Genomic DNA, 19189 nt, shown 5'->3' with positions numbered 1-19189 from the left:
AAGCGCATATAATGCTGCAAAGGAGATTCCCGTGATCGATGTCCGGTTTGCAACAGCCCTGCAACTGATGTTGGGCCTCACGTTGGCGAGGTCCGTGTGCGCCGAACCCGTCAGCTCGACGCGCCTGGCCGAGGGCGTGGGGTCACATCCCACCTTCGTCCGGCGCCTGCTTGTGCCTTTAATCGAAACCGGACTGGTCACTTCCAGCATGGGCCGCGCCGGGGGGCTGGCGTTGGGAAGAGCCTCGGAAGAGATCACGCTTTGCGACATCTACGACGCAGTGATGGGGGAGAAGGAACTGTGGTCGCCGCGCAGCGACTATCCTCATCAGTGTCTCGTCAGTTCGAACTTCAGTGCTTTCTTCGGCAATCTTGCTGCCGAGGTGGACACTCACGTGCGAGCAGCACTCGCATGCCAGACGCTGGCCGACAGTTTCGCCATGTTGGGCAAGCTGGATCAAGAGCGTGTATCCGCGACCATGGGTATCTGATCGTGGCCAATTTCTTCAAGGAAGCATCAAGAGTGCTCTTTACGATTCTTCCGGCGCCGATACATCAACGCGTCTTGGGCGATGCAGCGCCAAGTGCTTGACCACGCGGGTGAAGTGGGTCGCCCCGGGAAACAGGTTCGCGCAGCAGTTCGATGAACGCCCGCAACGCCGCCGGCACGTTACGCCGATCCGTGTAATACAGACACAAACCGGCCGAGGTGACGGTCCAGTCCTTTAGCACGGCAACCAGCCGCCCCGCCGCGAGGTCGTCCGCCACGGTTGCGTCCCAGAGATACGCGATGCCCGCGCCCGCGATCGCGGCATCGCGCATCAACGTAGGCTCGTCAAGCGTCAGATCGCCAGGTACGTCGAGTACAAGTTTCTCACCCCGTCGCTCGAACTCCCAACGATACAGCGTACCGCTTGGCCAGCGCGCACGTATGCATTGATGCGACATCAGATCCTGTGGCGTACGCGGCTTCCTGTGTTTCGCAAAATACGAGGGTGCGGCGACGACGGAAAAATTCAATGCCCCGCCAAACGGCACAGCGATCATGTCGCGTGGCACGGCGTCGGCGGTACGGATGCCAGCATCAAACCCTTTGCCAACGATATCGACGAAGTGCGCTTCGGTGACGATGTCGACGCTCATCGCGGGGAAACGGCGTAGATATTCCAGCACGACCGGTACGAGGACGGCCCGCGCGGCGCCAACCGCGCAATTCAGTCTTAATGTGCCGGTTGGCGTCGCACGACGATCGTTGACGGCGGCCATCGCCTGCTGGATTTCGGACAGGGCCGGACTGACCGCTGCGACGAACTGCGCGCCCGCTTCCGTTAGCGCAACGCTTCGCGTCGTCCGGTTGAAGAGTCGTACGCCAAGCCGCTTTTCAAGTTGCGCAATGGCGCGGCTCAGCGCCGTCGACGACATGCCCAATTCGCGTGCCGCTGCACGAAAGCCGCCAAGTCGCGCAACAGCGAGCACGACCTCCAGTTCGATCAAACCTGATTTGTACATTGTCCCGATTTTCGGATCACATCGAGCAAGTTTATACGGCTTATCAACGAAGATGCAATTGACTACGCTGAGAACCATGACAACCTGATTGGAGCATTCATGTACAGCATCGAGCGTATCTATATCGATGGCCAGTTTGTGCAGCCACACGGACAGGAGTGGTTCGACCTCCATAACCCTTCGACGGGCGACGTCATCGGCCGAGTACGTCTTGCCGACGCGCAGGACGCGAAAGATGCGATCGCCGCCGCGCGCCGTGCATTTCCGGCGTTTTCGCGCACAGCCAAGGAACAGCGCATTGCGTGGCTTAAGCGTCTGTATGAAGCCATGCTCGCCAATGTCGATCGCCTCGCCGCTGCGACAATCGAGGAATACGGCGCGCCCTCGACGCGGGCCGTATGGGGAGCGCGTTACGCCGCCGAGTCTTTTCTGAACGCGGCGCACACGCTTGAGGGGTATTCGTTCACGCGCCAGATTGCGTCGGCGGAAGTGGTGATGGAGCCGGTCGGCGTCGCTGCACTGATCACGCCATGGAACGCAAACGCCGGTTTTATCTGCAACAAGCTCGCAACGGCGATCGCCGCGGGTTGCACGGCGGTCGTCAAGCCAAGCGAAATGAGTGCTGTCCAGACGCAGATCGTCACCGAAGCCTTACACGATGCGGGTCTGCCGGCAGGCGTGTTCAACATTGTGACGGGACGTGGCGATATCGTCGGTGAGGAGCTGAGTACGAACCCGCATATCGCGAAGATCTCCTTTACGGGGTCGACCGCGGTCGGAAAATCGATTCTGCGTGCGAGTGCGGACACAATGAAGCGCGTGACGCTCGAACTCGGCGGTAAATCGCCGACGCTGATTCTTGACGACGCCGATCTTGAGACGGCGGTGCCACTCGCAGTCACGTCCGGGTTTCAGAACAGCGGGCAGGCGTGCATTGCGGGTACGCGCATTCTTGTTCCGGAAGGTCGTCTTCAGGATGTCATCCGGTTGGCGAAAGAAGCGGTATCGGCGGTCAAGGTCGGTCACTTGCAGGACGCTGATTCGGCCATCGGGCCGATGGTCAGTCAGCGGCAATATGAACGCGTGCAGGGGTATATCCTGCGCGGCGAGGAGGAAGGCGCGACACTCGTGATCGGCGGCGAAGGACATCCGGACGGGCTCGCGGGTTACTACGTGAAACCCACCGTGTTCGCAAACGTGACCAACGACATGGCCATTGCGCGTGAAGAAATTTTCGGGCCGGTGCTGTGCATCCTCACTTATCGCAGTGAAGAAGAAGCGATCGCGATTGCGAACGACACCGTCTACGGCTTGCAGGCGTACGTGATTTCACCGAACGTCGAACGGGCACGCGCCGTGGCGTCGAGGCTGGAGGCCGGCCGCGTGATCATCAACGGCGCGCCCCATGAACCGTTCGCGCCCTTCGGCGGTTACAAACAGTCCGGCATCGGTCGGGAATACGGCACGTTCGGGCTCGAAGCGTTTCTCGAGACCAAGGCCGTGCTCGGCGCGACGACGAAGGGGCCGCAATGAAAGAAGCCACGGAACGAGGACTTGCCGTGTACGAGCAGTTGCGCGGCGTGGAGCGAGCGCAGAACATGAAGGCTTCGATTAACAGTGGGAGGTTCGGCGCATCGATGACGGCCCTGTCGATGGACTTCGTGTTCGGGAGCGTGTGGGCTCGCGAGGGTCTTGATCGCCGCGCACGCAGTCTGGTCACGCTCGGTATCCTGATTGCGTTGCGCCAGCACGACGAACTGAAAAATCACATTCGCATCGCGTTGACCAACGGGTTGAGCGTCGAGGAAATCGAGGAAGTCATGCTTCAGGCGTCTGTATATGCAGGGTTTCCGGCGGCACACGCTGCCAGCAATGCCACGGCAGCGGTGCTCGAGGCGCTTGAACTCGAGCGAGGCAGTGTGGCGGGCGAGAGATGATACTTCCCAGAGGCCGTCGAGTTCAGCGCTCGCGGACTTTGGGAAAAGCTGTGCTGGTTACGGGCGCATCCGTCGACTTCGGCGAGGTAGTCATGAGGCCAGCTACAGGCGCCGAGGTTCGATTGAACGTTCTCGTCCAACAATTCAGTAGCGATTAATCGACCACTGCACGCCCAAGCACCTGAGCCTGCATCTGATCGTGGACAACTACGCCATGCATAGCCACCCCGATGCGCAGAAGTGGCCGGCCAAGCACCCGTGCCTTGTCATGCATTTCACGCCGACCAGCGCGTCGTGGCTGAACATGGTTGTCCGAGAACGCCTCAATGGCAACACGCCCTAGACTTAGAAAAGCCCGACTAAGATTCCTTGGTTTTCTTGGCATAGTACTACTCACCGTCATACAGGCCATCAAATGTGCGGAAGAGACGGGTAGCGAACGGTTGCGGGTGACCCCACCAACAACGCAATGAGTGAGTCCGAGGTGGCTAACATGCGTGCCTTGTCCTGATACACACGCTCGATTACCACAAGGCCACGAGTAAACGTGACGATCAAATGCGCAGCGTCCTCGGGAGAGCACATCAGGCGAACACCCTTCTCCCCCTTCTGAAGCCTGTCGAGAAGAAGCATCTCGAATGCGTCGAGCATGCCCTGCAACGCTTGCTGAACCGGCGGGTCGATAACGTTGGAGCCAAACGCAGATTTGGTCGTCAGGCATCCGCGCGTCGGTTCGCCCGTTGTCATCGAATCAATCACAGTCTCGAGGAAGCTTCGTAGGGCGTCGCGCAGCTTGGGCTTGTCCAGCGTATCGCGCAACTGCGCTAGGAACCGGTCCTTGTACACATCGAACACGCGTAGAAAGAACGTCCCCTTTCCTTTGTACGCGTTATAGAGCGAGCCGCGCTGCACGCCGGTCGCTGCAGCGAGCTCCTGCATCGAGGTTTCCGCAAAACCCTTTTGCCAAAAAAGCACCAAGGCCTTTTCGAGCGCCTCGTTTTCATCGAATTGACGAATCCCAGCCATGCCACCGCTCCGCTTTCCAGTCTTCGAAGCTCTATGTAAATGATTCTTGTCATGCCTGTCAAGGTTGGCTATAGTGCCAATCTTGACAAGTGTGTCAAACATGCATGGAACTGGGTCATCCCTTTCTGAACCATTACGTTTAGGTCAAAGATGAATACACGCACTTTCCTCATTACTGGCGCGAGCAAGGGCATCGGCCGCGCACTGTCCGACAGGCTTGCCGCCGCAGGTCATGTCGTCGTGGGCATCGCACGCAACGCGGACGATCCGACTTTCCCCGGCACGCTCGTCTCCGTGGACCTGAGCAACCGGCAGGCGACCGATCGAGCACTCAAGGAACTGACCGAGCGGTTCTCGTTCGACGGGGTTGTGAACAACGTCGGTTTCGTTCGACCCGGCAAGATCGGCGAAATCGACCTTGACGCATTCGAAGATTCGTTCCGCAGGAACCTGACGCCTGCGGTGCAGGCCGTTCAGGCGGTACTACCCTCCATGCGCGCGAAAGGTTGGGGCCGCGTCGTCAATGTGACGAGCCTCACCATTCTCGGCGTCATCGACCGTACGTCGTATGCCGGAGCGAAAAGCGCACTGACGAGCTTCACGCGTACGTGGGCGCTGGAACTTGCCCTGGAGGGCATTACCGTCAACGCAGTGGCTCCGGGCCCGACGGAGACGGAATTGTTCCGTGCAACGAGCCCCGTCGGAAGTGTCGGCGAGCGGCGTTATCTGTCGATGGTTCCGCTCAACCGTCTCGGACAACCCGATGAAATCGCTGCAGCGATCGCCTTTCTTCTCTCGGAAGATGCGGGCTTCATGACGGGTCAGACGCTGTTCGTCGATGGCGGCGCATCGATCGGCAAATCTCAGGCCTAACGGTCCTCATGGGCCGAATGATGAAATGACATACGGAGGTGCGGAGCCAGCGTCTGGTCAGCGCTGTCTTGACGCGTCAGCTTGGCTCGGACGATCGGGCGAAGGCAACCGGTCAGCTACTGCTTGCGGCAGCAGCTCGCCGCGGCGGCGGACTGGATGATCGGCGATGACGCCGATCACCGCACGTGATCGAGAAGGAAGTGCACTGAAGATGACCTTGTCCGGCCAGCGCGGCTGCTGTTTCACCCATATGATTTCTTTTCGATGGTTCGCGACCGATCGATCGAGCTTGTAAGAGATGGGGGGCTGACTGCCGTCCTGGAGAGCATAGAGCTCGACGACGCACAGGCGGTCCTTAAAACAAACCTGAACGTCAGGGCTGCGCGGCCGCCCCGGCTTACGGAAAGTGAGATCTCCGAGTTGGCCATGAAACTTCCGCACGTCGTCTCGATTATTGACCTGCGCATTCTCCGACTGGCCGAAAACCGTGGAGTCACCGAGCCTTGCTGCGAGAGGCTCCGCATGCAATTACCGCCAGATTTTGAACGGAAAGGACGAATACCCCAACTTTGGCATTCGCATCTCCTTCCAATTTTCGCGGCGCAACTGATACCGTGCGACTTGGATTGCGGCGCAGAACGTCGCCAAACGGACTGTGTCAAAACGCGTCGTGGTTTGGCGACCGCCGATCATTGTCCGAGGCCTTTAGCAGACCTCGCGGTAAGCGACCGGACATGCACGGGTAGCACTCGAACAGCTAACATAGGGGGACTGTTTAACACCTAAACCGCCGCCGCGGCGATTCACGACACCACGAAATCCCTGCGCCGTGTGAGCGCGATTTCAATACTGTCGCCCAGCAGCGCGTGCACCGCGTTTTCGATGCCAATGCACAGTGCGCCCAGCGCCAGATCGTTGGGGTCGAGCCCAAACGGCTCTTCAAGCTCTGCCGCGAGCGACTCAATGGCCATGAATGTGTAGGCAACGAATACTGAAAAAAGCGGCGTGAAACTACCTAAACTGCCAACCAGACTAAACGGCAGCAACGCGCAAAAGAAATGGACGGTACGGTGGATCATCACCGAATAGGCAAACGGCATCGGCGTACTGTCGATGCGCTCACAGCCGCCAAGAGCCGCCGAGAGTCGGTTGAAATTTTCGTCAAACGCGAGCATCCGATAACCATCGAACGCGCCCTCCCGAGCGCGTGCCTGCACCCAGCCGCTGAGTTCAAGCAGCAACACCGCGGGTCGCTGGGGCGCGGCCTCGATACGCATCGCCAGTTCGGTGGGCAGCAGACGATGCAGATCGTCATGCGAGTCGGTGCCTCGTAACTGATGCCGCAGCGCGTGCGCGAATGCGACCAGCAATGCGCCGAATGCCTGCGCATCCGGGCTCGCGCATGCCGGTTGCGGAAAAGTGAGCGCCTGGCGCATGAGCGAACGCGATGCGATCAACAGTTGCCCCCACAGCTTGCGCCCTTCCCAATAGAGGTCGTAGGCGGCTTTGTTGCGAAAGCCCAAGAACACGGCGAGCGAAATGCCGATCAGCCCGAACGGCTCCGGGCTCAAAAGCCAGTTGCGGTGATCGTGCAACCACAAAGCCACCAACGATAAGGCGAAGACCAACGACAACCGCGGAATCAACCCTGGCAGCACGGACCCCCGCCAAGCCGTCAATGCCCTCAGCCAGTGCAGCGGCGGTCGTACGATCATAATCGCCCCGAGAACTTACCATCGCAGTGCCGGCGCCAAACCGACGCCGGCCCTCATCAAACCGCCCGGCGCGAGATGCGAACCGGGATCGACTTATAAGACGGCGTGCCGCAGGCCTTATCGAAGTAGTCGAGCGGCAAGAGCACGTTCGCTTCCGGATAGTAGGCCCCCACAGAGCCGCTGGCGATCTTGTAGGCGATCACCGTATATCCAACCAGCCGTCTCGGGCTATCGGAAGGCAGCGCCGTCTCGACATCGACGAGATCTCCGTGCTCCAGGTTCTGCGCGGCCAAATCCTCTTCACTCATGAAGATCACGTCGCGCCGCCCGAACACGCCGCGGTAGCGATCGTCAAGCCCATAAATCGTGGTGTTGTATTGGTCGTGGCTGCGCAGTGTCGTGAGCTTCAGCACGTCGGCACCACCGGTTTGCGGATCTTCGATCACGCCTTGGAATGCAATGAATTCCGCTTTGCCTGAGGAGGTCGGCCAAACACGCTCGGTAGGTGGCAACGACAAACGAAAGCCGCCAGGCGTGCGGATACGTGCGTTGAAATCGGCGAAATCGGGGAAAACCGCTTCGATCCCATCGCGAATCCGGTCGTAATCGGCGACCATCCCCAGCCAGTCGACCTTGCTCTGCGGCAGAGTCGCATGGGCCATGCCACCGATGATGCCGACCTCGGAGCGCAGATGTTCCGAAGCCGGCGGCAGCTTGCCGCGCGAAGCATGGACCATAGACATGGAATCCTCGACCGTGATCGATTGCGGCCCCTCCGACTGCACGTCCTGCTCGGTGCGTCCCAGGCACGGAAAAAGAATCGACTCCCGGCCCACCAGCAGATGCGTACGATTGAGCTTGGTGCCGATATGCACGGTGAGGTCCAGCGTATGCATGGCCGGGAAACATTGCTCGGCATCGGGCAGCGCCACCACGAGGTTGCCACCCAGGCACACCAGCACCTTGGAACGCCCATCGATGATCGCCTGCATGGCCCGGACCGCGTCGTGGCCATGCGCTTCAGGCGGCTTGAACCCGAATACTCGTTCGATCCTGGTGAGCATGTCCGCCGACGGTTTCTCGGTGATCCCGACCGTGCGATCGCCTTGCACGTTGGAATGGCCGCGCAGAGGGCAGATACCGGCTCCCGGCTTGCCGATATTCCCGCGCAGCAAAAGCAGGTTCGCGATCTGATGCACGTTCGAGGTGCCGGTACTGTGCTGCGTGATCCCCATGCCGTAGGTCACGATCGTAGCGTTCGATTTGGCATAGGCCTGCGCCACCGCTTCGAGAGCCGCTTTCGGCAATCCGCTGGCGGCTTCGATATTCGGCCATGGCGTTGCGCGCAGATCCTCGGCGAAGGCCTCATAACCGTGCGTGTGGGTCGCGATAAAATCATGATCCAGAACCGTGCTGCCCGGACCCGCATCGGCATCGAGCGCAATCAGCGCCTTCATGATGCCTTTCAACGCGGCAGCGTCCCCACCGACCTTCACTTGGTAATAAGACGAAGCGATCGGCGTGGAGCCGAAGGTCACCATCTCCATCGCGTTCTGCGGATCGGCAAAACGTTCGAGCGCCCGTTCGCGCAGCGGGTTGAATACGATGATGGGCACGCCGCGCCGCGCGACTTCATGCAGCGTGCCCATCATGCGCGGATGGTTGGTGCCGGGGTTATGGCCCATCGCGATGATCATCTCGCACTGGTCAAAATCGTCGAGCGACACCGTGCCCTTGCCGATCCCAATCGACTGGGGCAGGCCCACGCTGGTGGCCTCGTGGCACATATTCGAGCAATCGGGAAAATTGTTCGTGCCGTACTCACGCGCAAACAATTGATAAAGGAACGCGGCTTCGTTGGAAGCACGACCGGACGTGTAGAACTCAGCCATGTTCGGGTCGGGCAACGCTCGCAGCACCTCCCCGATGCGGGCAAAAGCCGCGTCCCAGCCGATGGGCTTGTAGGTGTCGCTGGCGCGGTCATACGCCATCGGGTGAGTCAGCCGGCCTTCATTTTCCAGTTCGAAGTCGGTGCGCTCCAGCAGTGACGAAACCGTATGCGCGGCGAAGAACTCGGGCAGCACGCGCTTCTTGGTCGCCTCCCAGGTTACTGCCTTCGCGCCGTTTTCGCAGAATTGAAAGGTCGACGTGTGCTCCTTGTCCGGCCACGCGCAGCCAGGGCAATCAAACCCGTCGGGCTTATTGGTCCGAAACAGCGTGATTGGTGCCTCGATGGTTTCCATCTGCTCGCGCACCGCTTTGGCGGTGGCTCCCAAGGCACCCCAGCCGCCCGCCGGACTATCGTATCGTTTGATTCCTCGAACATTGCGTTGCTCAGACATTTCAGCCTCCACTTAGCGCATTGCCATATGCATCAATACTTCGAACGGTAGTGCCAGCAGCAGCGCGCCGCCGACACCGATACACCATAAGGCCACGAACCAAAAAGCCCGGCGCAGTCTGGGACCTTTAAGCATAGGCGGGAATGAATACGCGTTAATGATATTGAGCGCCCTGTTGCACTTTCTTCCTGAAGATCCAGTAGCCCGCCGTGGTATAGACTAGGATCATGGGCAGGATGACGACCGCGCCGACCAGCGTGAACACTTGGCTTGAACGCGGTGCCGCCGCATCCGCCAGCGTGATCGTGAACGGTATGGCGTAAGGCCAGACACTGACCAGTAAGCCGATGTAGCCGAGCAGCACCAGCAGCAGGGTCAGGACAAAAGCGGTTTTTTCAAGACGCCTCCGAATCGCGATAAACATGCCGATCGCAACGATCGCCACCAGAAATGGCACTACGATCAGCCGCGAAAACAAGCCGGACTGGAACCACCGCTGCATGATCTGCACACTGATCATCGGCGTCCATATCGACACCCCTATGATGAAGACCAGCAACACCACGGTCAGCGGCGCGACCAGGCGATACAGGCGCCGTTGCAGGTCACCTTCCGTTTTCATGATCAACCAGCACGCACCGAGCAAAGAATAGGTGGCCATCAAGCCCAGGCCGGTAAGCACGTTGAACGGCTGCAGCCAAAAGAACGAATCACCAGAGAACGATGCATTCGTGACCGGGATGCCTTGCAGGTAAGCCCCGAGGATGACCCCTTGGAAAAAAGCTGCGCCCGCAGATCCGGCGATGAAGGACAAATCCCAAAGCTGCTTGGTACGCTTCGCCTTACCGCGGATCTCGAACGAGACGCCGCGAAAAATCAGGCACACCAGCATCATCACGATGGGCAGATACAACGCCGACAGCGCGACACCATAGGCGACCGGAAACGCTGCATAGAGCGCAGCGCCGCCGAGCACCAGCCAGGTTTCGTTGCCGTCCCAGACGGGTGCAACGCTGTGAATCATCATGTTGCGTTCGTCTTCGTCGGGGAAGACTGGGAAGATCAGTCCGATCCCCAGATCGAATCCATCGAGCGCCACATAGACGAACAATCCAAAAGAGATGATCGCGGCCCAAGCTGTCGTGATGCCCATCATGTGACTCCGGTGTGTTACTCAACCGCCGACATCGGCCGGCGACCGCTGTGGCCAGCGTCGAGGTCGCGGATCGACGAGGGCAGAGCTCGGCTCGGCGACGGGCCCTGCAAAAGCAGCCGGAATATGTAATAAATGCCCGTGCCAAAGACCACGCAGTAAACGACGATAAACGCCATCAGCGCCAGGCTGACCGCTTGGGCCGAGATCGGAGATAGCGCATCGACCGTCCGCATCACGCCATACACCACCCATGGCTGGCGTCCCATCTCGGTCGTCACCCAGCCGGCGAGCAGCGCGATCAGGCCCGTTGGTCCCATCAGCAATACGAAGCGTTGGTAGAGCCGGTTCTCGAACAAGCGTCCACCGCGTCTGAGCAGCAAGCCGAGTAGCGCCAGTAGCGCCATCAGGATCCCAAGCCCAGCCATCAGACGGAAGGTCCAGAAGATGACCGAGGAGTTCGGCCTGTCCTCTTTAGGAAACTCCTTGAGGCCTTGAATCTCGCCATCCCAGCTATGCGTAAGGATCAGGCTACCGAGATGCGGCACCTGTATGGCGTAGCGCGTGACCTCGGCATTCATGTCGGGAAAGCCGACGAGGTTCAGCGCCGTGCCGCCATGTTCAGTTTCCCACAGCCCTTCGATGGCGGCGATTTTTGCGGGCTGGTATTTGCGCGTGTTCAAGCCATGCTGGTCGCCGACCAGTATCTGGATGGGAGCCAGCGCGAGGAGCAGCCAAAGCGCCATTGAATACATGGTTTTTACCGCGGGGTCGCGCCGCCCTTTGAGCAGATGCCAGGCACCGGTGGCTGCCACGATCAGCGCCACCACGATGAAGGTCGCGATCGCCATGTGGGACAGGCGATACGGAAAGGACGGATTGAAGATGATCTTGAACCAGTCCTGTGGCACCACGTGACCGTTCTCGACCGTGAAACCCTGCGGCGTTTGCATCCAGCTATTGGACGAAAGTATCCAGAAAGTCGAAATCAATGTCCCGATAGCGACCAGGACGGTCGCGGCGAAATGGGCGACGCGACCGACTTTCTCCCACCCGAACAGCATGACGCCGAGGAAACCCGCCTCAAGGAAAAATGCGGTCATGACCTCGTAGGTCAGCAGAGGGCCTGTGATAGGTCCGGCGAATTTCGAAAACCCCGCCCAATTGGTGCCGAACTGGTAGGCCATGACGACGCCCGACACGACACCCATACCGAAACCGATCGCGAATATTTTCGACCAGTACAGGCAGAGGTCTTTGTAGTGCTCCTTGCCCGTCTTCAGCCAAGCACCTTCGAGTACAGCGATAAAACTAGCCAAGCCTATGCTTATCGCCGGGAAGACGATGTGGAACGAAACCGTGAACGCGAACTGCACTCTCGAAAGGTCTAATGCGCTGAGGTTCATGACTGGGGTTCCGGTGAACACGCACATCAAACATGCGTCACATCAACGTGCACTGCTGATCATCGAACTCCACTCACTGCATCGGTCAAATGGCGCCGTGCATCGGTTTCGGGCAAGCGCCCGATCGGCGCACAAGTACCGACCGGAGCGGGGATGTTTGACTAAGCCTCGCCGCTGCTGACGAACCTCAGGTCGACAGGAACGTGAGCAAGTCCGCGTTCACCTGATCCGCGTGCGTCGTACACATGCCGTGCGGCGCGCCCGGGTAGATTTTGAGTGTGGCGTTCTTGATGATCTTCGCGGACTTGCGCCCCGAAATGTCGAGTGGCACGATCTGGTCGGCGTCGCCCTGGAGGATCAGCGTCGGCACATCAATCTTCGCTAGATCGGGGGTGTAGTCAACTTCGGAGAATTGCTTGATGCACTCGTATTGCCCAAGGATCGAACCCAACATGCCTTCGCGCCAGAACTCGTCGATAACGCCTTGCGAAATCTTCGCGTCCGGGCGGTTATAGCCGTAGAACAGCCCGGCGAGATCTCGGTAGAATTGTGAGCGATTGCCTGCGACGCCCGCGCGAATGCCGTCGAACACAGCGATTGGCAGCCCGTCGGGATTCGCCTCGGTCTTCAACATCAGTGGAGGCACGGCGCCGATCAGGACCATCTTTGCCACGCGCTTCGAGCCGTGCCGCCCGACATAGCGTGCAATTTCTCCACCGCCGGTCGAGTGCCCCACCAACGTGACGTCCTTCAGGTCAAGCGTGTCGATAACAGTCGCGAGGTCGTCCGCGTAGGTGTCTATGTCGTTGCCGTGACCAGGTTGGTCCGAACGGCCGTTACCTCGGCGGTCATGAGCGATCACACGATAGCCCTTCTGCACGAGAAAGAGCATCTGGGGATCCCATGCGTCCGCATCCAGCGGCCACCCGTGAGAAAAGACAACAGGACGACCGCTACCCCAATCCTTGAAATAGATTTGCGTACCGTCTTTCGTCGTGACTGTGTTCATTTTATGCGTGCCTTTTTGGTGAAGGGAATGTGCGTTGTGTGCCTCGGCACTCTCCCCCGTCGCTGCAAATACGGGCGTGCCGACAACTGCGGCGGCGGCACCCGCGCCAGCGCTGGCGAGCAACATCCGGCGACGGCCTGAGGAAAATGCGTTTTCAATCGAGTCGTTCATGAAGCTCTCCATACTGAACACATGGGTGAAATACAAGCCTGTCTGCAACGCCATTGCACCCATTGGCGGCGGTGTATCAGGGAAACCAACCAGTTGAAGATCGCACGACGCCCGAACGGTCCGCGGCCACCTACGGATCACTCGCCTGCACAGCGCGGCAGCGTTCCGATTCATTCAATTCGGCATCGCCGCGCAATCGGAGACCCGTTAGCTGCGCTGTCCCGCAGCTTCCAAGATGAGTGGGGTGATCTCGTCGGATGAGAGATCTTAGAGTAGGGATACCGCAACTGATGCTGCGCGTGTGTTCTGAAACAGGCACAACGATTTCCTGCTTCGTGCTTCCACAGCTTGCATTAAGTTGATCGCCCCGATGCGTGGCAAGCTATGGATCATTAGCTAGGACAAGTCGGATTTACCGGCCATGCATCGTGTGACGTCGCGGGTGCTCGCATTTCTCGAACTTAATTTCGGGACAACCCCTGGCAACCGTCGTCGACTGTCAGACGCAAATACGCCTGTTGCGTATTTGCGAGGCCGGGCCGGCAATCCATCGCGTTGGCTATATTTAGGGCTTTCAACGGATCCGCTTGTGGGGTGAAACCTCAACAGACCCATTCTTCACCAAGGAGATTTCTCATGTCGAAGGAACAACACCCCCTGCTCCCGCCCTTCAACGAAGAGACGGCCAAGCAAAAAGTTCGGATGGCCGAAGATGGCTGGAATACGCGAGATCCCGAAAAGGTTAAGCTGGTGTACACCCTCGACAGCCGATGGCGGAACCGCGCCGAATTTGCAACGGGGCGCCCGGCTATCGTCGCCCTGCTTACCCGCAAATGGCAGCGTGAACTTGATTACCGCCTGATCAAAGAGCTTTGGGCATTCACAGGCAACCGGATTGCGGTGCGGTTCGCTTACGAGTGGCACGACGACGCACAAAACTGGTTTCGCTCGTATGGTAATGAAAACTGGGAGTTCGACGAAACCGGTTTGATGGCCGTCCGACACGCTTCCATCAACGATCTTCCAATTGAGGCTAAAGACCGCCTGTTTCATTGGGCGCTGGGGCGCCGCCCCGACGACCATGAAGGCTTAAGCGATCTCGGTCTTTAGAATCCGGAGAAACCGCAGGGCATTGAGATGCGAAGTCCGAGGGAGACATCCCGAATTCCCGCCTGAAAACATGGCAAAAATGTGAGGTACTGACAAACCCGCAACCAAATGCGATTTCCTTGACCTGACGATTCGTTTCGGTAAGCATCTGCGACGCAAGCTCAAGGCGCAAGGACATCAAATAGCGCATTGGCGTTTGGCCGGTTGTTCTAAACGCGCGAGTCAGGTAGTTCGGCGATATGTTCATCTCCCGTGCGATCCTGGACATGTTCAGATCGGGATTTCGGGCGAGGCGCCTGATTACCTGCTTCGCGCGCAGTACCAAGGTCATTGCGCTGGTTCGTCTATGTCCGGACTTCGATCCCTCATTGAATATCACGTCCAGCAAATCGAGACACAGATCCGACATGCGTTTCCCCAGCTCGCTGCTAATCGCCCCCCGCTGCAGCGCGAGCAGAAGGACAAAGTCGCGCACGGCCAGGACGTCCGGTGAACTCGAATCGCCAAGATGAACATCATGAAAGCTATAGGGCAATCCGCGATCACGCAAAGCCTGCTTCGGTAGTCGCAGCACAGTGACCGATGACTGCTCGCCAAAATATTCAGCGTAGGCGTGCAGCGGATCGACAGCGAGCACACTCTGCTGGCCGAACGTTCGTGTGCTTCCGTTCTGCTCTATTGAAATGGAGCCGCGCTTGATCATCTTCAGAAAAAGGTGCTCCCCGTTCCAGCAGGCGTTCTCCTGAAGAGTAGGCGATACGGCCTGATGCGCCATGTCCAGATCTAAAACCAGGAACTCCCCGAGTTGCCGCTGCTGGATCTTGCAATCCGCTGAACGAGAATCGTGGAGCCGACACTTCATTCCATAGCGATGCAGCATGGTAGATGTCCACCGATGCCGGTGAGCCAGGTCAGTTGTCTGCTCCGTATTCAAGCTGATGATATTTTCTAACACGATGGCTTTCCAATAGACGTTTCATAAGATGATTTCAGCCCCGCAATTCCGACACGCCGTAGCTTTTCCGCCTCCCCGACTCGTCGCCAGCGTGTGCAAGAACGCGAAGGAAAAACGTGTGCGCTTTCCTTCGATGGTCGACCAGATGGATCGCTGAGCAAAGCATGTGCAGCTTCATCGATGGCTGTCACCCTGAAACGCGAAAAGGCAATGATAGGCTTCAACAAAAAGGTTTTGACACACTCTTAGGTGAGTAGCCTACGGGAATCGCACCCGCAAGCCCTCGCAGGTAGGGTATCGAGAACTGGCGCGCACACTGGTACCTGCGCCGACACCCGCACATGTGCATCGACCTCGTCACCGAAGGCGGACTGATCGAAATCGTCGCGGATGGCTTCGACGCGGGAATCCGCCGCGCCGATCTCGTGCCACGCGACATGGTCGCGATTCCGATGGGGCAACCGTTCCAGATGGCCGTCGTGGGATAACCGGCGTATTTCGCCGGTCGCGAGAAACCGTCATCGCCGGGCGATCTTGCGGCGCATCGCTGTATCCGCGCGCGGCAGCCTAGTGGTGCGGCCGTCGGCTGGGAATTCGTCCGTCATGGCGAGCCGTTGACCGTCAACGTGAACGACCCGCTGCTGCTGGACGAACCCACGCTGATGCACACCGCGGCGCGTGACGGCCTCGGCCTCGCAATGCTCGCGGACTGGTACGTTAAGGACGATCTGGAGCGCGGCACGCTCGTGCGCGTGCTGGGAGATTGGTCGCCGACTTATCCCGCACTTTGCCTTTATTACTCGGGATGCCGGAACCTGCCTCTGCCGTTGCGGGCGCTAGTCGACTTGATCCGGGAAATGGGTGGAATACTCTGACAAGTCGATAGCGAGCCAACTACGCCTGCCAATTGATATCGCTGCGCTGCCTGTAATCGACGCGTGGCGAATGACCGAACAGCGCCTTATAAGCGCGGCTGAAGGCGGCCTCCGACTCGTAACCGATACTGAGTCCGATTTCACCGACTCGGGCCTCGCGCTTGGCCAGCAAATCCTTCGCAAGCGTCAAACGCCATTCGTTCTGGTAACGCAGCGGAGATCGGCCCACCAGTGCGGCAAAGCGCTCGCAGAAATTGGAGCGGGACATGCCGGCAATGGCCGCAAGGGTCTCGATGCTCCAGCGCTGCATGGGTTGTTCATGAATGGCTTTCAGCGCACGGGCGATGCGCGCATCGGACAGTCCGCCCAGCCATCCCGACGCGGGCCCTTGCTGGATCCAGCTCCGCAATGTGCGGATGACTACCAGATCGATCAGCCGGGAAACCATCAAGGCGGCGCCCGGCTGGACATCGCCGGCTTCGATCATCAGGAAATGCACGATCCCCTCGAGCCATCCCGCGCTCTCCTCACGCCTGATGTGGATGCACTCGGGTAGCGCGGACACCAGGCCCCGAAGGCTGTCGGTGTCAAACAGGAAGCGGCAAAGGATGATGGTCGTCGGTACCTCATCGGCGGTCAACCTCAGATCACCCGCGCCGCGCTGCAACATCATCAGATCGCCCGTGTCGATGGTCATGGTTCCATTTTCTGAACCCTCGATGCGCAGCGCGCTCTGCGTCACGATGCAAACATGCGCCACCCCGGTTTCCAGCGCCAAGCGCTCCCCCGGCGCGAGGGTACACGCGTAGACGAGATCTCCCGTGAGACGGATTTGTGCCAGCACGTGGGACAGCAGATCAGGCGATGCAGTGTCGCCAATTTTCGGATGAATGGTTAAGTTTTTCGGCAATTCCATCATGGTATGAATCGTCTCTCATGAATATGATTCTACCGTGCAGATGCGCTTTAACACGGAAATATAAGCGTTTCTGTAGGAAATCACCATCACATTCTTGCATTGGAAGCGATTGACAAGAAATGTTCCGATTTGCCGGAACCCTCATCATATCGAAAGGTCATCCAGATGAAAATCACTGCCATCAGTACCGCCCTTGTCGCCATGTTGGCGGTGGGCGCTCCTCTCGCCGCATCCGCCGCGACCGCCCATAACGTCGTGCTCGTGCCCGGCGCCTTCACCGACAAATCAAGCTGGGATCAAGTCGCGCACCTGTTGCGCGCAAAGGGTTTCAAGGTCACGGAAGTCGATATCCCGCTGACTTCGCTCGACGCCGACGTTGCCGAGACCCGGAAGGTGCTGGAAGCCCAAAAGGGTGAGACCGTTCTGGTCGGCCATTCCTGGGGTGGCGTCGTGATCGGTGAGGCCGGGGACAGTCCGAAGGTCAAGTCGCTGGTCTATGTTGCTGCCTTCGCGCCGGACAAGGGTGAAACCTTGCAAGCGCTGACGTCGAACGGCCCGCCGACTGAAGGTCTGAAGGCGATTCATCCCAACGACAAGGGCTTCCTTTCCATAGATTCCGCCGCCTACGCGCACGTCTTCGTCGGCGATGTTCCGGAGGCCGAAGGCGAGGCGCTGGCGGCCAAACAGAAGCCGATCAGCGGTGCAGCTTTCGGTGCTCCGGCGACGGTCGCGGCTTGGCATCTCAAGCCGACGTACTACGCGATCTCGGCCAACGACCTGATGGTGCCGCCGCAAGCCGAAGCCTTCTTCGCCAAGCGCATGAATGCCACGACCGTGACGCTGCAGTCGAGCCACGCGTCGCCGGTGTCGCATCCCGACGAAGTCGCTGCACTTATCGAACAGGCCGCGAAGGGACAGTGACCCGAGTCGGACCAATAACTAACTAATGGATAGGATGCAGAATGAACAGTGAATTGTTGGCTCTCGTAGATTCGGGTGTGCTATGCCTTGTTCTGCCGCTGATCTACGTGGCTCTCTATGCGAAGCAGGTTGGCATGCCGGTTATATCCGGCAATCGTGAAGGCGCACCCGAGCCGACCGGTATGGCTGGCCGCGGAATACGCGCCCACCGTAATCTGCTGGAAAACCTCGTGCCTTTCGCCATCGTGGTTTTGGTGGCGCGCGGAATCGGTGTATCGAATGCGATTACGGTAGCTGGTGCGTGGCTGTTCCTTGGCGCGCGTATTGTTCACGCTATTAGCTACCTAGCTGGTATCAAAGGAATTCGTACCTTGGCATACCTCGCTAGCCTCGTCGGTACTGCGATGATCCTTAGCCAGTTGCTCTAGCGCTTTCTTTGTCATGCACATGAATGCCACGACGATTACGGTGCAGCGGGTTCACACGCCTGCGGCATCGCATCCCGAAGAAGTAACGGCATTCATCGAGTGGTTGGTCTGCGTTCGATAGCAGTTCTACCTGCGCGATCACATCGACGTCTGCTAAGGCCGATCATGCAACGTTCGCCATCGCGAATGGCCGCTGCCTGTGTGGAAACGACTTCTGAATGTCCAAGCGACGCCGCGGGCGAATGACGCTTCATGGCCGAGGCCGTGTGAAACCGCGTGCTAGACATGAAGCTTGCGCAGGTCGACCTTTCAGATCGCGCCATATCGGCTTGGTAGCGCCTCGGGAAGGGTAAAGCGACACCCGAAAACCGATTGTTTTTCCGTTTTCACACGGCCTCGGCCGGTCCCTGCCTAACGGCAATTGACGCGACCCGACCCAAAGCGAAAGTTCGGCTGTAAAGACCGATGACTGCGTCGCAGCGTCAGCCGTCCATCTCCTGATCAAGGTCGATGCCCGAGACCATCAGTGGATATGCCAGCTGTCTTCGATGGAGGGCTTGGCCGCCGCACAGAAACTGCTGTCTAGCGCTGAGGCTAGATCATGGCGTTTGAGTTGCGCTCGGGATGACGGGCGGCGCATGGCAACACAACAGCGAGATAGGCCGCGACTCGCAGCCCGTCAACAGAAACATCTGTTAGCGTGCGAAGGGCTCAAAAAAAGATTCCTTTTCTGCGGGTCCGGTGATCCGCATCACTCGGTGCGTATTCCGGAAGGTACCGCTAACGGCCTGTAAAATCCGACACTATTTTGATGGTTGATTTGTAGGTCGTAGAAAACAAA

General features: G+C 58.9%; 18 protein-coding genes and 2 pseudogenes. 10 read left to right on the top strand and 10 right to left on the bottom strand.

Annotation, left to right across the window (positions count from 1 at the left end; translation table 11 throughout):
• Window positions 1-31: 31 nt before the first annotated feature.
• On the top strand, window positions 32-490 hold the full coding sequence (locus tag ACSQ8V_RS06560; RefSeq protein WP_213763204.1) for an RrF2 family transcriptional regulator: 459 nt from the start codon (window positions 32-34) through the stop codon (window positions 488-490).
• A gap of 64 nt (window positions 491-554) precedes the next feature.
• Here the strand turns inward: ACSQ8V_RS06560 and ACSQ8V_RS06555 are convergent, their stop codons facing one another.
• Window positions 555-1508 carry a LysR family transcriptional regulator gene (locus ACSQ8V_RS06555; protein WP_213763206.1) on the bottom strand — a complete coding sequence of 318 codons (954 nt, stop codon included), beginning with the start codon at window positions 1506-1508 and terminating at the stop codon, window positions 555-557.
• 99 nt (window positions 1509-1607) lie between these two features.
• Between ACSQ8V_RS06555 and ACSQ8V_RS06550 the strand changes: the two genes are divergently transcribed.
• The 3 genes and pseudogenes from ACSQ8V_RS06550 to ACSQ8V_RS06540 all read left to right on the top strand — a co-directional run.
• Window positions 1608-3041, top strand: coding sequence for an aldehyde dehydrogenase family protein (locus ACSQ8V_RS06550; protein ID WP_436205249.1), 1434 nt, complete (start codon window positions 1608-1610; stop codon window positions 3039-3041).
• Window positions 3038-3445 carry a carboxymuconolactone decarboxylase family protein gene (locus tag ACSQ8V_RS06545; RefSeq protein ID WP_436205248.1) on the top strand — a complete coding sequence of 136 codons (408 nt, stop codon included), beginning with the start codon at window positions 3038-3040 and terminating at the stop codon, window positions 3443-3445. The genes ACSQ8V_RS06550 and ACSQ8V_RS06545 overlap by 4 nt, the downstream gene beginning before the upstream one ends.
• Before the next feature lie 157 nt (window positions 3446-3602).
• Window positions 3603-3761 (top strand): annotated as a pseudogene (locus ACSQ8V_RS06540) (IS630 family transposase); the annotation flags it as partial.
• 95 nt (window positions 3762-3856) lie between these two features.
• On the opposite strand, the gene ACSQ8V_RS06535 reads toward ACSQ8V_RS06540, so the two are convergent.
• Window positions 3857-4471 carry a TetR/AcrR family transcriptional regulator gene (locus tag ACSQ8V_RS06535; protein ID WP_436205247.1) on the bottom strand — a complete coding sequence of 205 codons (615 nt, stop codon included), beginning with the start codon at window positions 4469-4471 and terminating at the stop codon, window positions 3857-3859.
• Between the two features lie 150 nt (window positions 4472-4621).
• On the opposite strand from ACSQ8V_RS06535, the gene ACSQ8V_RS06530 reads away from it, so the two are divergent.
• The gene (locus ACSQ8V_RS06530; RefSeq protein ID WP_213763213.1) at window positions 4622-5344 is read left to right on the top strand and encodes an SDR family oxidoreductase; all 723 of its coding nucleotides are present in this window, start codon (window positions 4622-4624) and stop codon (window positions 5342-5344) included.
• Window positions 5345-5401: 57 nt separating this feature from the next.
• Here ACSQ8V_RS06530 and ACSQ8V_RS06525 read toward each other — a convergent pair whose 3' ends face one another.
• The 6 genes from ACSQ8V_RS06525 to ACSQ8V_RS06500 all read right to left on the bottom strand — a co-directional run bounded on the left by ACSQ8V_RS06525 (window position 5402) and on the right by ACSQ8V_RS06500 (window position 12969).
• Complete coding sequence (locus tag ACSQ8V_RS06525; RefSeq protein ID WP_436205246.1) at window positions 5402-5872, bottom strand: hypothetical protein; 471 nt, start codon at window positions 5870-5872, stop codon at window positions 5402-5404.
• Window positions 5873-6147: 275 nt separating this feature from the next.
• Window positions 6148-7059: a bestrophin family protein gene (locus ACSQ8V_RS06520; RefSeq protein WP_436205245.1), complete on the bottom strand. Its 912-nt coding sequence runs from the start codon at window positions 7057-7059 to the stop codon at window positions 6148-6150.
• 56 nt (window positions 7060-7115) lie between these two features.
• Entirely contained in the window at window positions 7116-9401 is a 2286-nt protein-coding gene (locus tag ACSQ8V_RS06515; protein ID WP_436205244.1) for an FdhF/YdeP family oxidoreductase, read from the bottom strand.
• A 154-nt stretch (window positions 9402-9555) separates the two neighbouring features.
• Entirely contained in the window at window positions 9556-10554 is a 999-nt protein-coding gene (gene cydB, locus ACSQ8V_RS06510; RefSeq protein WP_436206604.1) for a cytochrome d ubiquinol oxidase subunit II, read from the bottom strand.
• A gap of 17 nt (window positions 10555-10571) precedes the next feature.
• Window positions 10572-11960: a cytochrome ubiquinol oxidase subunit I gene (locus ACSQ8V_RS06505; protein ID WP_213763220.1), complete on the bottom strand. Its 1389-nt coding sequence runs from the start codon at window positions 11958-11960 to the stop codon at window positions 10572-10574.
• 187 nt (window positions 11961-12147) lie between these two features.
• The gene (locus ACSQ8V_RS06500) at window positions 12148-12969 is read right to left on the bottom strand and encodes an alpha/beta fold hydrolase (protein ID WP_436206603.1); all 822 of its coding nucleotides are present in this window, start codon (window positions 12967-12969) and stop codon (window positions 12148-12150) included.
• 807 nt (window positions 12970-13776) lie between these two features.
• Between ACSQ8V_RS06500 and ACSQ8V_RS06495 the strand changes: the two genes are divergently transcribed.
• Entirely contained in the window at window positions 13777-14250 is a 474-nt protein-coding gene (locus ACSQ8V_RS06495; protein ID WP_436181228.1) for a DUF1348 family protein, read from the top strand.
• Here the strand turns inward: ACSQ8V_RS06495 and ACSQ8V_RS06490 are convergent.
• Window positions 14174-15130, bottom strand: a complete 957-nt coding sequence (locus tag ACSQ8V_RS06490; protein ID WP_213763223.1) for a helix-turn-helix transcriptional regulator — start codon at window positions 15128-15130, stop codon at window positions 14174-14176. The genes ACSQ8V_RS06495 and ACSQ8V_RS06490 overlap by 77 nt on opposite strands.
• 416 nt (window positions 15131-15546) lie before the next feature.
• Here ACSQ8V_RS06490 and ACSQ8V_RS06485 point away from each other — a divergent pair, with 416 nt between their 5' ends.
• Together ACSQ8V_RS06485 and ACSQ8V_RS06480 are read left to right on the top strand one after the other, a co-directional pair.
• The gene (locus ACSQ8V_RS06485; protein ID WP_213763225.1) at window positions 15547-15693 is read left to right on the top strand and encodes a hypothetical protein; all 147 of its coding nucleotides are present in this window, start codon (window positions 15547-15549) and stop codon (window positions 15691-15693) included.
• Between the two features lie 12 nt (window positions 15694-15705).
• Window positions 15706-16080, top strand: a pseudogene (locus tag ACSQ8V_RS06480) (LysR substrate-binding domain-containing protein); the annotation flags it as partial.
• A gap of 19 nt (window positions 16081-16099) precedes the next feature.
• Here ACSQ8V_RS06480 and ACSQ8V_RS06475 read toward each other — a convergent pair.
• The gene (locus tag ACSQ8V_RS06475; protein ID WP_213763226.1) at window positions 16100-16999 is read right to left on the bottom strand and encodes an AraC family transcriptional regulator; all 900 of its coding nucleotides are present in this window, start codon (window positions 16997-16999) and stop codon (window positions 16100-16102) included.
• Window positions 17000-17164: 165 nt separating this feature from the next.
• On the opposite strand from ACSQ8V_RS06475, the gene ACSQ8V_RS06470 reads away from it, so the two are divergent.
• Together ACSQ8V_RS06470 and ACSQ8V_RS06465 are read left to right on the top strand one after the other, a co-directional pair.
• A complete protein-coding gene (locus ACSQ8V_RS06470; RefSeq protein ID WP_436181226.1) occupies window positions 17165-17920 on the top strand; it encodes an alpha/beta fold hydrolase in 756 nt (251 codons plus the stop codon).
• A gap of 41 nt (window positions 17921-17961) precedes the next feature.
• On the top strand, window positions 17962-18348 hold the full coding sequence (locus ACSQ8V_RS06465) for an MAPEG family protein (protein WP_213763230.1): 387 nt from the start codon (window positions 17962-17964) through the stop codon (window positions 18346-18348).
• Window positions 18349-19189: the final 841 nt, after the last annotated feature.

This window comes from Caballeronia sp. LjRoot31 (assembly GCF_964253885.1).
Classification (GTDB): Bacteria; Pseudomonadota; Gammaproteobacteria; order Burkholderiales; family Burkholderiaceae; genus Caballeronia.
The sequence above is the reverse complement of the archived record's forward strand: the minus strand, read 5'-3'. Positions and strand labels throughout refer to the sequence as shown.